The 14,575-nt window shown below is 71.5% G+C and carries 14 protein-coding genes and 1 pseudogene; 4 read left to right on the forward strand and 11 right to left on the reverse strand.

What is annotated here, in order from left to right; genetic code table 11:
• Positions 1 to 18 precede the first annotated feature (18 nt).
• From ACIPWY_RS29315 to ACIPWY_RS29365, 11 genes are read right to left on the reverse strand one after another with little or no spacing between them, the layout of a single operon-like run.
• Positions 19 to 474: an MscL family protein gene (locus ACIPWY_RS29315; RefSeq protein ID WP_362904031.1), complete on the reverse strand. Its 456-nt coding sequence runs from the start codon at positions 472 to 474 to the stop codon at positions 19 to 21.
• 48 nt (positions 475 to 522) lie between these two features.
• Positions 523 to 2,070 (reverse strand): NADH-quinone oxidoreductase subunit N, encoded by a 1,548-nt coding sequence (locus tag ACIPWY_RS29320; RefSeq protein WP_362904029.1) that lies wholly within the window; start codon positions 2,068 to 2,070, stop codon positions 523 to 525.
• Positions 2,067 to 3,641 (reverse strand): NuoM family protein, encoded by a 1,575-nt coding sequence (locus ACIPWY_RS29325; protein WP_401535685.1) that lies wholly within the window; start codon positions 3,639 to 3,641, stop codon positions 2,067 to 2,069. The genes ACIPWY_RS29320 and ACIPWY_RS29325 overlap by 4 nt, the downstream gene beginning before the upstream one ends.
• A 6-nt stretch (positions 3,642 to 3,647) precedes the next feature.
• On the reverse strand, positions 3,648 to 5,642 hold the full coding sequence (locus tag ACIPWY_RS29330) for an NADH-quinone oxidoreductase subunit L (protein WP_401535687.1): 1,995 nt from the start codon (positions 5,640 to 5,642) through the stop codon (positions 3,648 to 3,650).
• Complete coding sequence (nuoK, locus tag ACIPWY_RS29335; protein ID WP_362904023.1) at positions 5,639 to 6,055, reverse strand: NADH-quinone oxidoreductase subunit NuoK; 417 nt, start codon at positions 6,053 to 6,055, stop codon at positions 5,639 to 5,641. The genes ACIPWY_RS29330 and nuoK overlap by 4 nt, the downstream gene beginning before the upstream one ends.
• A complete protein-coding gene (locus ACIPWY_RS29340) occupies positions 6,055 to 6,663 on the reverse strand; it encodes an NADH-quinone oxidoreductase subunit J (RefSeq protein WP_401535689.1) in 609 nt (202 codons plus the stop codon). The genes nuoK and ACIPWY_RS29340 overlap by 1 nt, the downstream gene beginning before the upstream one ends.
• Positions 6,660 to 7,283, reverse strand: coding sequence for an NADH-quinone oxidoreductase subunit I (locus tag ACIPWY_RS29345; protein WP_362904019.1), 624 nt, complete (start codon positions 7,281 to 7,283; stop codon positions 6,660 to 6,662). The genes ACIPWY_RS29340 and ACIPWY_RS29345 overlap by 4 nt, the downstream gene beginning before the upstream one ends.
• A complete protein-coding gene (locus ACIPWY_RS29350) occupies positions 7,283 to 8,251 on the reverse strand; it encodes a complex I subunit 1 family protein (protein WP_362904017.1) in 969 nt (322 codons plus the stop codon). Before ACIPWY_RS29350 ends, ACIPWY_RS29345 begins: the two co-directional genes overlap by 1 nt.
• Positions 8,248 to 9,402: an NADH-quinone oxidoreductase subunit C gene (locus ACIPWY_RS29355; RefSeq protein ID WP_362904015.1), complete on the reverse strand. Its 1,155-nt coding sequence runs from the start codon at positions 9,400 to 9,402 to the stop codon at positions 8,248 to 8,250. The genes ACIPWY_RS29350 and ACIPWY_RS29355 overlap by 4 nt, the downstream gene beginning before the upstream one ends.
• A complete protein-coding gene (locus ACIPWY_RS29360) occupies positions 9,399 to 10,019 on the reverse strand; it encodes an NADH-quinone oxidoreductase subunit B (RefSeq protein ID WP_401535692.1) in 621 nt (206 codons plus the stop codon). The genes ACIPWY_RS29355 and ACIPWY_RS29360 overlap by 4 nt, the downstream gene beginning before the upstream one ends.
• Complete coding sequence (locus ACIPWY_RS29365; protein ID WP_362904443.1) at positions 10,010 to 10,387, reverse strand: NADH-quinone oxidoreductase subunit A; 378 nt, start codon at positions 10,385 to 10,387, stop codon at positions 10,010 to 10,012. Before ACIPWY_RS29365 ends, ACIPWY_RS29360 begins: the two co-directional genes overlap by 10 nt.
• A 179-nt stretch (positions 10,388 to 10,566) precedes the next feature.
• Here ACIPWY_RS29365 and ACIPWY_RS29370 point away from each other — a divergent pair, with 179 nt between their 5' ends.
• From ACIPWY_RS29370 to ACIPWY_RS29385, 4 genes and pseudogenes are all read left to right on the forward strand, one after another.
• Entirely contained in the window at positions 10,567 to 11,745 is a 1,179-nt protein-coding gene (locus ACIPWY_RS29370; protein WP_390013511.1) for a sensor histidine kinase, read from the forward strand.
• Between the two features lie 136 nt (positions 11,746 to 11,881).
• A complete protein-coding gene (locus tag ACIPWY_RS29375) occupies positions 11,882 to 13,231 on the forward strand; it encodes a sensor domain-containing protein (protein ID WP_362904009.1) in 1,350 nt (449 codons plus the stop codon).
• Between the two features lie 185 nt (positions 13,232 to 13,416).
• Positions 13,417 to 14,076: a response regulator transcription factor gene (locus ACIPWY_RS29380; RefSeq protein ID WP_362904441.1), complete on the forward strand. Its 660-nt coding sequence runs from the start codon at positions 13,417 to 13,419 to the stop codon at positions 14,074 to 14,076.
• 287 nt (positions 14,077 to 14,363) lie between these two features.
• Positions 14,364 to 14,575 (forward strand): annotated as a pseudogene (locus ACIPWY_RS29385) (2-oxoglutarate ferredoxin oxidoreductase subunit alpha); the annotation flags it as partial.

The raw sequence follows: 14,575 nt of genomic DNA on the forward strand, positions 1-14,575 counted from the left end.
GTGCCCCGCCGGAGGGGGTCAGCGCTGCTCGGGGAGCCCGGCGAGCGCGAGGGCCTCGGAGTCGGCCTTGAGCTCGCTGGTGCAGTGGGAGCAGCGGGTGGCGATCGCGGGGATCTGGCTGAAACAGCGCGGGCAGTCGCGCAGGGTCGCCTTGGCGTCGACCGGCTTGCCGCGGTCGAGGCGGGTCTGGAGCTTCATCATCGGGACGACGACGAGGAAGTAGAGCACCGCCGCCGTGATCACGAAGGCGATCGCCGCGGAGACGAACTTGCCGTACGGGAAGTCCGTGCCCTCGACCTGGAAGTGCGCCTTGCTGAAGTCGCCGGCCGAGCTCGTCGCGAGGCCGATGAGCGGGGCGATGAACGCCGTGCTGAAGCCCGTGACGACGGCGGTGAAGGCGGAACCGACGGCGAGGCCGATCGCCATGGTCACGATGTTCCCGCGAAGGATGAAGTCCTTGAACCCGCTCAGCACGGCAGTGTCTCCCTGGTGTACGACGTTTGGGGGGCGCTATGAGGGTGCCTAGAAGAGGCCCGTCGAGGCAAAACGGAGCACCATCTGAGGCGCGCCCGACAGGGCGACCCCGATGACGGCGGTGAGCCCGATCGCCGCCGTGAGCGGGGCCGGAATCCGCTGTACCGCCTGCTCACCCTCGGTGGAGCGGAACAGGGTCGCCGTCCACTGAAGGTAGTAGTAGAGGGCGATCACGACGTTGACGGCCATGACGACGGCGAGCCAGCCGAGGCCCGCGTCGACGGCCGCCGAGAAGACGGTGACCTTCGCGAAGAGGCCGATGATGCCGGGCGGCAGGCCCGCGAGGCAGAGCAGGAAGAAGCCGAGGACCAGGGCGGCCAGCGGGCGGGACTGGTACAGGCCGCGGTAGTCGCTGATGCGGTTCAGGGGCTTCGTACGGGCGACGAGGGCGGCCACGGCGAAGGCCCCGAGGTTCACGGCGGCGTACATGAGGGCGTACGCGACGGTGGAGCCGATGGCCTTGTCGGCGTCCTTGGAGTAGGCGGCCGCGGCGATCGGGACGAGGAGGTAGCCGGCCTGGCCCACCGAGGACCAGGCGAGCAGGCGTACCGCGCTGTACGCGCGCGTGGCCTGCTGGCGCAGGGCCGCCACGTTGCCCACGGTCATGGTGAGCGCGGCAAGGGCGGCGAGGGCGGGACCCCACACGTCGGCGTAGGACGGGAAGGCGACGACGGTGACGAGGATGATCCCGGAGAAGCCGACCGCCTTGCCGATCACCGACAAGTAGGCGGCGATCGGGAGAGGGGCTCCTACGTAGGTGTCGGGCACCCAGAAGTGGAAGGGGGCGGCGGCCGTCTTGAAGGCGAAGCCGACGAGGGTGAGGACGACGCCCGCCTGGGCCAGGGTGTGGAACTGCCCGTCGACGTGCGTCAGGGCGGTGGCGATCCTCGTGAGGTGCAGGGTGCCCGTCGTCGCGTAGACGAAGCTGACGCCCAGGAGGGTGACCGCCGTCGCCGTGACCGAGGACAGGAAGAACTTCAGGGCCGCCTCGGCGGAGCGCCGGTCGTCACGCTTGATGCCGACGAGGGCGAACGCCGGCAGGGACGCCACTTCCAGGGCGACGACGAGGGTCGCCAGGTCGCGCGAGGCGGGCAGCAGCGCGGCGCCCGCGGCGGAGGACAGGAGCAGGAACCAGAACTCTCCCTCGGGGAGCGGCGCCCTGGCTGCCGTGTTCTTCGCGTCCTTGATGCCGGTGATGGACAGCAGCGCGGTCAGCAGGGCGCCGGCCAGGACGAGGAACTGGATGACGAGCGTGAAGTGGTCGGCCGTGTAGCTGCACGCCGCCTGCTCGCCCTTGAGCGTCTTGAGGCAGAAGGTCGAGCGGTCGCCGTCCAGGAGGGGCAGCAGCGCGAGCGCGGCGGCGGCGAGTCCCGCGACGGAGACCCAGCCGAGCAGCGCCTTCCTGCGCTCACCGAGGAACAGGTCCGCGACGAGCACCACGAGGGCGACGACCGCCGCGATGGTGGGCGGCGCGATCGCGAGCCAGTCGACGGACTGGACGAGGGACACCACGGAGGGCGCGGCGACGGCGGTCACTGGGTGCCTCCTGCGAGGAGCTTCTGCACGGCCGGGTCGGTGAGGCCGATCAGGGCCGCGGGCCAGAGCCCGCCGACGACGGTGAGGGCGACGAGCGGGGTCCAGGCGGCGAACTCGTAGCCCTGGACGTCGGCGAGCTTCGGCGTCTCGGCCTCGTGCGGGCCCATGCAGACCCGGCGGACGACGGCGAGCATGTAGGCGGCGGTGAGCAGCGTGCCGAACGCCGCGATCGCCATGAACGTGAGGAACGCCGGGCGGCTCAGGCCTGCGGCCGGCTTGAACGCGCCGAACAGGGCGAGCATCTCGCCCCAGAACCCGGCGAGGCCGGGCAGCCCGAGGGAGGCGACGGCGGCGAAAGCGAGGAGGCCGCCGAGGCGCGGCGCCTTGCCGTAGAGCGCCATGCCGCCCTGCTCGGCAAGGGTGTCGAGGTCCGAGCTGCCCGTGCGGTCCTTGAGGGCGCCGACGAGGAAGAACAGCAGGCCGGTGATGAGGCCGTGGGCGATGTTCGCGAAGAGGGCGCCGTTGACGCCGGTCGGGGACATCGTCGAGATCCCGAGCAGGACGAAGCCCATGTGCCCGACGGACGAGTACGCGATGAGGCGCTTGAGGTCGCCCTTGGCGCCGGGCCGCGCGAGGGCGAGGCAGGCCAGGGACCCGTAGATGACCCCGACGACGGCGAACGCGGCGAGGTACGGCGCGAAGGTGCGCATGCCGTCGGGCGTGATCGGCAGCAGGATCCGGACGAATCCGTACGTGCCCATCTTCAGCAGTACGCCGGCGAGGAGGACCGAGCCGACGGTGGGCGCGGCGGTGTGGGCGTCCGGCAGCCAGCTGTGCAGGGGCCACATCGGCGTCTTGACCGCGAGCCCGATCCCGATCGCCAGAACGGCGGTGACCTGCACGGACGTGCTCAGGCCCCGGCCGTTGTCAGAGGCGAGTGCCACCATGTCGAATGTGCCGGACTTGAGCCCGATGAGGAGGATGCCGAGCAGCATCACGACGGAGCCGAGGAGCGTGAAGAGGATGAACTTCCAGGCTGCCCTGGTTCGTTGCTCACCGCCCCAGCGGGCGATGAGGAAGTACATCGGGATGAGGACCATCTCGAAGGCGAGGAAGAAGAGCAGCAGGTCGAGCACGGCGAAGGTCGCGAGGGTGCCGGACTCGAGGACGAGGATCAGCGCGACAAATGCCTTGGGGGACGGGCCCGTTGGCATCTTGAAGTAGGAGTACAGCGCGCAGAGGAAGGTCAGCAGCGCGGTCAGGACCAGGAGGGGGAGCGAGATGCCGTCGATGCCGAGGTGGATGCGCACGTCGAGTGCGGGGATCCAGCTGATGTCGGTCGTGGCCTGCATCTTTGACGGATGGTCATGGTCGAAGCCCAGCGCGAGGACGATCGCGGCGATGAGGATCACGCCGGTCACGGTCACGCCGTGGCGGAGCACGGCCTGGTCCGGGGACTTCCCCTTCAGCCCGGGCGGGGCGGGGAGAAGAGCGGCGACGGCGCCGATGAGCGGGCCGGCGACGATCAGTGCGAGAAGGAACTGCATCACGGATTCGCTGATATCGATCACGGCTGCTCACGCTCCGGCGGTGGCGACGAGGACGACGGCGATCGCCAGGACGACGGTCCCTGCGAGCAGGGCGCTGAGATAGGTCTGCACGTTGCCGGTCTGGGCGCGGCGGACGGCCCGGCCCAGCCAGTCGGGTACGGCGGCGGCGCCGCGTACGTAGGTCTCGACGACCTCGCGGTCGAGGAATCGGACCAGTGAGGACGCGGCCAGGACGGGCCGGACGAACAGGACCGCGTAGACGGCGTCCAGGTGGAAGCCGGTGGCCGCGTGGCGGTGCAGCGGGCCGAGCAGGAGACGGCCGGGGTCCGCCGGGTCGGGGGCGTAGGCGATGTCCCCGTACGCGGCCGTGTGGGTCGCGATGGCCTCGGCCTCGACCAGGCCGCCGTCCGCGTCGGGGTGGGCGGCCACGGCGCCCAGCGGGGTGCCGGCGGCGAGGGCCGTGGTGTGGCGCCAGGCCGCGTAGGTGACGAGCCCGCCGACGAGGGCGACGCCCGTGCCGAGGACGGAGGTGGTGAGGGTCGGGGTCAGCGAGCGGCCGTCGAACCAGCCGGGCAGGACACCGACGGCGAGGCCGAAGGCGAGCGAGGGGATCGCCAGGACCCACAGGACGGCGTTCATCGCGACGGGCTGCTTGCCGTGGTCCGGGGCCTCGGCGCCGTGGCCGCGGAAGGCCAGGAGCCACAGACGCGTGGCGTACGCGGCGGTGAGCAGGGCCGTGAGGAGGCCGGACACGAGGACGATCCAGCCCGCCGAGGCCGGGATCGCCTCGGCGTGGCCGGTGGCCGCGTGCTCGGCGGAGCCGAGGACGGCCTCCTTGGAGAAGAAGCCGCTGAACGGCGGGATCGCGGCGAGCGCGAGGAGCGCCACGGTCATCGTCCAGTAGGCGTCGGGGACGCGCTCTCGCAGGTTCTTCATGCGGGACATGGCGGCGAGCGAGTTCGTACCGGCGGCGTGGATGACCACACCGGCCCCGAGGAACAGCAGCGCCTTGAAGGCGCCGTGCGACAGGAGGTGGAAGACGGCGGCGCCGCGGTCACCGACGGCGAGGGCGCCGGTCATGTAGCCGAGCTGGCCGATCGTCGAGTACGCGAGGACGCGCTTGATGTCGTCCTGCGCGAGGGCGGCGAGCCCCGAGCCGGTCATCGTGACGGCGGCCATGACGGCGAGGACGACCAGGGCGGCGCCTGAGGCCGCGAAGACGGGGAGGAGCCGGGCGACGAAGTAGACACCGGCGGCGACCATCGTCGCCGCGTGGATCAGCGCGGAGACCGGCGTGGGGCCGGCCATCGCGTCGGGCAGCCAGGTGTGCAGCGGGAACTGCGCGGACTTGCCCGCCACGCCCGCGAGGAGCAGCAGGGCGATCAGCGTGGGGTGGTCGAGGCCGCCGCTCGCGACGGCGCCGAGCACCTTGGTGATGCGGAAGGACCCGGCGTCGGTGGCGAGCGCGAACAGGCCGATCAGGAAGGGGACGTCGCCGAGCTTGGTGACCAGGAACGCCTTGAGGGAGGCGGCGCGCGCCTGGGGCGTCTCCCAGTAGTGCCCGACGAGGAAGTACGAGCAGATGCCCATGACTTCCCAGCCGACGAGCAGCACCATCAGGTCGCCCGAGTAGACGACGAGGAGCATCGCGGAGGTGAAGAGGGAGACGAGCGCGGCGTACGACGGGTAGCGCGGGTCGTCGCGCAGGTAGGCCGTCGAGTAGATCTGCACGCACGACGCGACGAAGCAGACCAGGACGGCGACGAGCGCGGCGAAGCCGTCGATGTGCAGGGCGAGCTCGATGGGGACCGAGCCCGTCGGGGTGAGTTCGGTGGCCGCGTCGACGCTCGGGCCGCCGGCCTGGCGCACGGCGACGAGGACGGCGAGGGCCAGGGCCGCGAGGGTCGGCAGCACGGCGAGGGGCCGTACGAAGCCGGGGGCGGTGCGGCCCAGGAGCAGTCCCGCCGCGGCGGCGAGGAACGGGAGGAGGGGGACGAGTACGGCGAGGGTCGTGGTGGTCACGCGGTGGCCTCGGCCTTCTCGTCCGTCGCGGCCTCGGCGCCGGCGTCCGGGGCGGAGCCGTCCGGTGCCGGGCCGTCGGGTCCGCCGTCGTCCGGGGACTCGGCGGTGTCGCGGAGCTTGTCGATGTCGGAGGTACCGCGGCCGCGGTACACGGCGAGCACGATCGCCAGGCCGATGCCGATCTCGGCGGCGGCGATGGCGATGGTGAAGAGGGTCAGTGCCTGGCCGGAGTGGAGGGTGTCGCGGGCCGCCTTGCTGAGCCAGACGTCGAAGGCGACGAGGTTGAGGTTGACGGCGTTGAGCATCAGCTCGACGGACATCAGGACCAGGACGGCGTTGCGGCGGGCCAGCACTCCGTACAGGCCCGTGCAGAAGAGCAGGGAGGACAGGACGGCGGGGTAGGCGAGGTGCATCAGCGGTTCCCCTCCCGGGCCTTGGTGTTCATGTCCTGTGCCTTGGCGGCGTTGGTGGCCTTGCGGGACAGGACGATCGCGCCGACGAGGGCCGCGAGCAGCAGGACCGAGAGGGCCTCGAAGGGCAGCACCCAGTGCTGGAAGAGGATCGATCCGGTCACCGCGGTGGTGCCCTGAGGGGCGCCGTCGAGGTCGACCCAGGTCGTACGGAAGGCGTCCACGACGACCCAGACGAGGGCGGCTGCCGCGGCGACCGCGACCGTCAGCGCGGCCCACCGGTTGCCCGAGTCGGCGTCCGGGGAGCGGCCGATGGGCGCCCTCGTGAGCATCAGTCCGAACAGAAGGAGGACGACGACGGAGCCGACGTAGATGAGGACCTGCACCCAGGCGATGAACTCGGCCGTGAGCAGCAGGTACTCGACGGCGAGGCCGCCGAGGGCGACGACCAGCCACAGGGCCGCGTGCACCAGCTGCTTGGTGGTGACGGTGACGATCGCGGCGCCGAAGGTGACCAGGCCGACGAGGAGGAACGCGATCTCGACGCCGGTCGGCGAGAGGAAACCGCGGGTCTGCGTGGCCGTGGCGGCGGCCGCTGCGAGGGCGCTCACGCGGATCCCTCCTGTCCGGAGCCGGGGGCTCCAGGACCGCTGCCTTCCGGGCCTCCGGGGGCTTCCGGGCCGGGGGGCTCTTCGAGGGCGGCGGCCTGGGCGGCTGCCAGTTTGTCGGCGGCCTTGCGGGCGGCGGCGAGTTCCTTGGGTTCCTCGGCCGCCGGGTCGAGCGCGGGCGGGGCCGGGACCGTCCACATCCACTCGCGCAGCCGGTCGCGCTCGTGGGTGAGTTCGTGGATGTCCGTCTCCGCGTACTCGAACTCCGGGGACCAGAACAGCGCGTCGAAAGGACACACCTCGATGCAGATACCGCAGTACATGCACAGGGCGAAGTCGATGGCGAAGCGGTCGAGGACGTTGCGGCTGCGCTCGCGGCCGCCCTCGACGGCGGCCGGCACCGTCTCCTTGTGGGAGTCGATGTAGATGCACCAGTCCGGGCACTCACGGGCACACAGCATGCAGACCGTGCAGTTCTCCTCGAACAGGCCGATGACGCCACGCGTGCGGGGCGGCAGTTCGGGCTGGACGTCCGGGTACTGCTCGGTGACGGTCTTCCGCGTCATGGTGCGGAGGGTGACGGCGAGGCCCTTGGCGAGACCTGCGCCTGGGATCGGAGCCACTAGTTGATCGCCACCTTCACGATTCCGGTGAGCGCGATCTGCGCGAGTGCGAGGGGGACGAGGAGGGTCCAGGAGAGCTTCTGGAGCTGGTCCTCGCGAAGACGGGGGTAGGTGACGCGCAGCCAGATCACGACGAACGCGAGGACGGCCGCCTTCAGCAGCGTCCAGACCCAGCCGAGGCCGTCGCCGCCCCACGGCCCGTGCCAGCCGCCCAGGAACAGGACGGTGGTCAGGCCGCACAGAACGACGATCCCGGCGTACTCGGCGAGCAGGAACAGGGCGAAGCGCAGGCCCGTGTACTCGGTGTACGCGCCGAAGATGATCTCGGAGTCGGCGACCGGCATGTCGAAGGGCGGGCGCTGGAGTTCGGCGAGGCCCGCCACGAAGAAGACGAGGGCGCCGACGATCTGCCACGGCACCCACCACCACTCGAACGCGTCGAGGATGCCGGGCAGCGAGACGGTGCCCGCGGCCATCGCGACCGAGGCGGCGGCGAGCAGCATCGGCAGCTCGTAGGCGAGGAGTTGCGCGGCGGTCCGCAGGCCGCCCAGGAGGGAGAACTTGTTGGCCGACGCCCAGCCCGCCATGAGCGAGCCGAGCACTCCGACGCCCATGACGGCGAGCACGAAGAAGATGCCGGCGTCGACGACCTGGCCGACCGCGCCCTCGCTCGGGCCGACGGGGATGGCCAGCAGGACGAGGAGGTACGGCAGGAGGGCGACGGCGGGCGCGAGTTGGAAGATGCGGCGGTCCGCGTCGGCGGGGACGACGTCTTCCTTCTGCGCGAACTTCACACCGTCGGCGACGAGCTGCGCCCACCCGTGGAAGCCGCCCGCGTACATGGGGCCGAGGCGGCCCTGCATGTGCGCCATCACCTTGTGCTCGGTCTGGCCGACGACAAGGGGCAGGACCAGGAAGGCGACGAAGACGACGATGAGCCGCAGAGCGACATCGAGCACGTCGTTCACTCCGTTCCTCCTGAGGGGGTGTCGGGGGCTTCGGGGGTTTCTGGAGTTTCGGGGGTGGCATCGGGGGCGTCGGGGGTTTCTTCGGCATCCCGGGTTTCGGGGGTGGCCGGTGCCTCCGGTGCCGTCTCCGGGGTGGCCGGTGCCTCAGGGGCGTCCGGTGTGTCCGGGGCCTCAGGCGTGGGCTCCTTCGGCGCGGCCGGTTTCGGCTCGTCGAAGGCCGGGCGGGCGTGGTGCCAGGGCGCGTCGCCGGTGGCGCCGGACTTGCCCGCGGCGTCCGGCTTGGGCGCCGTAGGTGTCTCAGGCACCGCAGGGGCCTCAGGAGTTGCAGGAGCCGCCGGCGCCGCAGGAGTCCCCGGCGTCTGTGAAGCCGACCCTTGCGACGCGCTCCGCGAACGCCTCGGCGGCGCGGCCGCCGCCGCATCCGGACCCACCTGGCCCGCCTGGCCGGCCTGGCCCTCCGAACCCGCCGGACCCGTCTGACTGGCCGACCCCTCCCCCGCCGTGCGCGTCCGTCGCGCCGGACGGTCGCCCGCCGCGCGGCCCGCGCCACGGGCCGGACGGGCCGGCGCGGGCGGAAGCTGGCCCTTCAGCGGGCCCCACTCGTTCGGGTCGGGAACACCCGGCGGCAGCATCTGCCGCCGCTTCGGCCCACCGTGCCCCGCACCCGCCGCGGACTCCCCTGGCTCCTTGGCCCCCGGCCACGCCTTCACGACGCGCGCCGCGAGCACGAAGTCCTTGCGCAGGGGGTGGCCCTCGAAGCCGTCGGGAAGGAGGAGCGGCACCAGGTGCGGGTGCCCCTCGAAGCGGACGCCGAACATTTCGTGCGTCTCGCGCTCGTGCCAGCCCGCGCCCGCGTACACGTCGACCGCGGTGGCCAGGACGGGGGCGTCGTGCGGCACGGTGGTGCGCAGGAGCAGTCGGCGTACGGGAGACAGGGCGACGACGTGCGCGCAGACGCGGAAGCCCGTGCCGGGCTCGTCGACCGCGCTCAGCCAGTCGAAGTAGGTGCAGCCCAGCGTGGCGCGAGCCGTTTCGAGGGCGGCGATCCAGGTGTCCGCGGGAACGTCGACGGTGAGGACCTCGTACGACTCCTCGGCCGTGGCGTCCGGGCCGAAGAGCTCCTCGACAGGGCGGGGCAGCCAGCCGGTCACCGCTCACCCTCCCCGGAGTCGTCGCGCGTGGGGACCGGCGGCTTCACGAGACCGCTGCTGAGCGCGGCCGCCGAAGGCCGCCCGGCCGCCGCGTACCGCTCGCCCAGCGACTCGCGCGCGATCTTCTCCTGAAGCTTCAGAATCCCCTGGAGCAGCGCCTCCGGCCGGGGCGGGCACCCGGGCACGTACACGTCGACCGGAATGATCTGGTCGACGCCCTTGGTGACCGAGTACGAGTCCCAGTACGGGCCGCCGCAGTTGGAGCAGGCGCCGAACGAGATGACGTACTTGGGCTCGGGCATCTGCTCGTACAGGCGCTTCACGGCCGGGGCCATCTTGTCCGTGACCGTGCCGGAGACGATCATCAGGTCCGCCTGGCGCGGGCCCGGCGCGAAGGGGATGACGCCGAGGCGGATGAAGTCGTGCCGCGCCATGGACGCCGCGATGAACTCGATGGCGCAGCAGGCCAGTCCGAAGTTGAAGACCCAGAGCGAGTAGCGGCGGCCCCAGTTGAGGACCACCTTCATCGGTTCGGGGGCCAGGCGGGACAGCACGCCCAGCTTCTTCGGGCTGACGGGATCCGGCAGGAGCACGGGCTCCGAGGGGGTCACGTCCATGTGAGGACGCCCTTCTTGTATGCGTACAGCAGGCCCACGGCGAGGAAGCCGAGGAAGATGAACATCTCCACGAGCGTCGCCGCGCCGAACTGCGGATCGGCGAAGACGGTCGCCCACGGGAAGAGGAAGATCGAGTCGACCGCGAAGATCACGTAGAGGAACGCGTAGACGTAGTAGCGGACCTGGGTGTGGGCCCAGCCGTCGCCGACGGGGTCGACGCCGCACTCGTACGTCAGGAGTTTCTCGGGGGTCGGCACCACCGGCCGCAGCAGCCGTCCCGCGCCGAAGGCGACGGCCACGAACAGGACGCCCACGACGGCGAGCACGCCGACGACGGAGTACGACTGGAAGTAGTCCGCGGCGACCATGGTCGGTTCCGGCACGTCCGCCCCTCGCTCGTGGTGTTCGACGATCTGTACGCACGGGAGTCTAGGGCCTGTTAAAGAGACGGTAAGCAGGCGTCCAGGGTTGAGGTGGGGTTATCCCCCGTCAGGTCCGGCAGCCCTCCTCATGGCGCCCCGGCGCCCGGCCGGGCACGCTGTCGCATATGACCGCTCGCATCGTCACCCCAGAGCCGGACGTGGACCGCCCGCCGGCCCCGCGCCTCGCCTTCGACCGGCACACCTGGAAGGAGATCGCGTATCTCCTCAGCAATCTGCCGGTCGCGGTGCTCGGCTTCGTCTATGTCGTGACGATGCTGGCCACCGGTGTCGGCCTGGCCGTGACGGTGATCGGTCTGCCGGTGCTCGCGGCCGGTCTGCTCGGCGCGCGTCAGCTCGGGAAGGCGGAGCGTGGGCGGGCCCGCGCACTGCTCGGCCTGCGCATCGAGGAGCCGAGCCCGCTGCCGCGCAGGCGGGACGAGGGCTTCTTCGGCCGACTGTGGTCCCGCCTCAAGGACCCGGTGGGCTGGCGGACGGTGCTGTACGAGTTCATGCGGCTGCCGTGGGGTGTGCTCACGTTCGCCATCACGCTGACCGGGCTCTTCGTGCTGTGGCCGGTGCTTCCGTTCATCGTGCGGGGCCTGGCCAACGCGGACCGGGCCATGGCGCGGGCGCTCCTGTCTCCCTCGGACGAGCTGGAGCGGCGGATCGCCGAGCTGGAGTCGGACCGGGGCGTCGTCGTCGACACGGCCGCCGCCGACCTGCGCCGCATCGAGCGCGACCTGCACGACGGCGCGCAGGCCCGCCTGGTCAACCTCGCGATGGGCCTCGGCCTCGCGAAGGAGAAGCTCCTGGAGGACCCGGACGCCGCTGCCGCCATGGTCGACGAGGCGCACGGCGAGGTGAAGCTGGCCCTTCAGGAGCTGCGGGATCTGGCTCGCGGCATCCACCCGGCGGTCCTGACCGACCGCGGCCTGGACGCGGCCCTGTCCTCCGTGGCCTCGCGCTGCACGGTCCCGGTGAAGGTGACGGCGGACCTGCCGCAGCGGCCCGCCGCGGCGATCGAGGGCATCGCGTACTTCACGGTGTCCGAGCTGCTCCAGAACGTCAGCAAGCACAGCGGTGCGCGGTCGGCGTCGGTCGACGTGTGGCGTTCCGCGGACCGGCTGCTGATCCAGGTACGGGACGACGGGCACGGCGGCGCGAGCCTGGACAAGGGCACGGGCATGTCGGGCCTCGCGGACCGGCTCGGCGCGGTGGACGGCCTGTTCGTCGTGGACTCGCCGGAGGGCGGCCCGACGACGGTGACCGCGGAACTGCCCTGGCGCGACCGCACGCCTGCCTGAGAGCCACCGCGGGGGTAGGGAAAACCCCCGGTCCAAGACGCCGACCGGCTCCATGGCCGCGAGGCGCCGCCGCGGGGAATCTGGAAGTACCAGGCGGAAGTACCAGGCGGACGAGCAGAACGGACGGACCTCACCGATGATCACGCCCACGCAGCACGGACAGGGACACGGTTACCGCGACGACGCGGTGGCCTGGGAGCGGCGCCACCGTCTCCCGGCCGGGCTGCGCGCGCCGTTCGAGGCCCGTACGTTCCGCGAGCTCGGCTATCTGCTCCTGAGCCTCCCGGTCAGCGTCATCACGTTCGTGTACGCGGTGACGATGGTGTCGCTCGGCGCCGGCCTGCTGATCACGTTCCTCGGGGTCCCGGTGCTGGCCGGCGCGCTCGCCGGGGCGCGCGGGTTCGCCGCGATGGAGCGGGCGAGGGCGCGCGCGCTGCTCGGCGTTGACGTCGGCGCGCCGGCTCCGCTGCGGCCCCGCGCCCACGGCCCGATGGCGTGGATGGGCGCCGTCCTCAAGAACGGCGAGTCGTGGCGCAACCTGCTGTACACGGTCGTGCACTTCCCGTGGGCGGTCTTCGCGTTCAACGTGGCGCTGGTCTTCTGGACGGTGGGCTGGTCCCTGCTCTCGTACCCCCTGTGGCAGTGGGTCTTCCCGATGTACGCGGGCCAGGGCGGGATCCAGCTGTACGGCGACGGCTCGCACAACTTCTACCTGGACAACCCCTTCGAGATCACGGTCACCGCGGCGGTCGGCCTGCTGATCACGCTCGCGACGCCGTGGATCATCAGGGCGCTGGCCTCCGTGGACCGTGCCCTGGTCATCGGGCTGCTCAGCCCCTCGCGGCTCGGCGCGCGGGTCGTGGAACTGGAGTCGGACCGCGGCGTCGTCGTCGACACGGCCGCCGCCGACCTGCGCCGCATCGAGCGCGACCTGCACGACGGCGCGCAGGCCCGCCTGGTCAACCTCGCGATGGACCTGGGTCTCGCGAAGGAGAAGCTGACGGAGGACCCGCGGGCGGCGCAGCGCATGGTGGACGAGGCGCACGGCGAGGTGAAGACGGCGCTCCAGGAGCTGCGGGACCTGGCCCGCGGCATCCACCCGGCCATCCTGACCGACCGCGGCCTGGACGCGGCCCTGTCCTCCGTCGCCTCCCGCTGCACGGTCCCGGTGCAGGTCGAGGTCGACCTGCCCGCGCGGCCCGCGCCGGCCATCGAGGGCATCGCGTACTTCACGGTCAGCGAGCTCCTGCAGAACGTCAGCAAGCACAGCCGGGCGACCCGCGCCACGGTCGACGTGTGGCGGGTCGAGAACCGGCTGATGCTCCAGGTGGCGGACAACGGCGTGGGCGGCGCGGACGCCGTCGCGGGCTCCGGCCTCGCGGGGCTCGCCGAACGGCTCGACGCCGTCGACGGGATCCTCCTGGTGGACTCTCCGGCTGCGGGCCCGACCCGGATCACGGCGGAACTGCCGTGGCGGCGCGCCTGACGACCAGCCTCACGTGTGTGCGGTGCACCCTCCCGGGGCGCGCCGCACACGCGTGTCGCCCGGCACCCCTTCTTCTTCCCGGTCAATCCCGCCACCGCGGCCCAGGACCGTCCGGATACTGGGATGCTGATGGCTGTTGAACGGGTGGGACGGGCTGCGGGGGGCCGAAAAACGTGGAGGACAGAGTGCGAGTGGTCATCGCCGAGGATTCAGTGCTGCTCAGGGAGGGCCTGACCCGGTTGCTGACCGACCGCGGGCACGACGTGGTGGCGGGCGTGGGCGACGGGGACGCGCTGGTCAAGACCATCACCGACCTGGCCGCGCAGGGCGCGCTGCCGGACGTCGTGGTCGCCGACGTGCGGATGCCGCCGACGCACACGGACGAGGGCGTGCGCGCCGCGGTCCTGCTGCGCAAGCAGCACCCGGGGCTCGGGGTACTGGTCCTTTCGCAGTACGTGGAGGAGCAGTACGCGACCGAGCTGCTGGCCGGTTCAAGCCGCGGCGTGGGCTATCTGCTCAAGGACCGGGTGGCCGAGGTGCGCGAGTTCGTGGACGCGGTGGTGCGGGTGGCGCAGGGCGGCACGGCGCTCGACCCCGAGGTGGTGGCCCAGCTCCTGGGGCGCAGCCGCAAGCAGGACGTGGTGGCGGGGCTGACCCCGCGCGAGCGTGAGGTGCTCGGCCTGATGGCCGAGGGGCGGACGAACTCGGCGATCGCGCGTCAACTGGTCGTGAGCGACGGCGCGGTGGAGAAGCACGTCAGCAATATCTTCCTGAAGCTGGGGCTGTCTCCGAGTGACGGGGATCACCGGCGCGTTCTGGCGGTGCTCACCTACCTGAACTCGTGATGACCTGACACCCTGTCAGATATGGCGGGAATCGGTCGGCCGGCCCCGGACCGGTTCGGGGTCACCCCCGAACCGGTCCTAGAACCAAGGGATGAGTGGGCGCGTCTTCGAACGGTGGGCCATGGGGGTGGGTAAATCGTGACAAACAAGGTCATAAAGGTGTCTCATTGTCGCGTCCATCATGCGAACTATCCGGGGAAGGCGACCCTTACCGACGTAGGGTGGGCCATGGAGGGGCCGGTCGGCCGGCCACTCCCGCGGAGCCGCCTCGAAGGAGGTCCAGTTCAGTGACCAGCCAGGTCAGTAGCCCGGCCGAGCAGGCCGATGGTGCAGTGGTCGGAGAGCAGCGCAAGCACGCGGGCGAGAAGGATGTACAGCGCCTGGACCGGGTCATCATCCGGTTCGCGGGTGACTCGGGTGACGGGATGCAGCTGACGGGTGACCGGTTCACCTCGGAGACGGCGTCGTTCGGGAACGATCTGTCGACGCTGCCGAACTT

Source organism: Streptomyces sp. NPDC090032, assembly GCF_044748025.1.
In the GTDB taxonomy this organism is placed as follows: Bacteria; Actinomycetota; Actinomycetes; order Streptomycetales; family Streptomycetaceae; genus Streptomyces.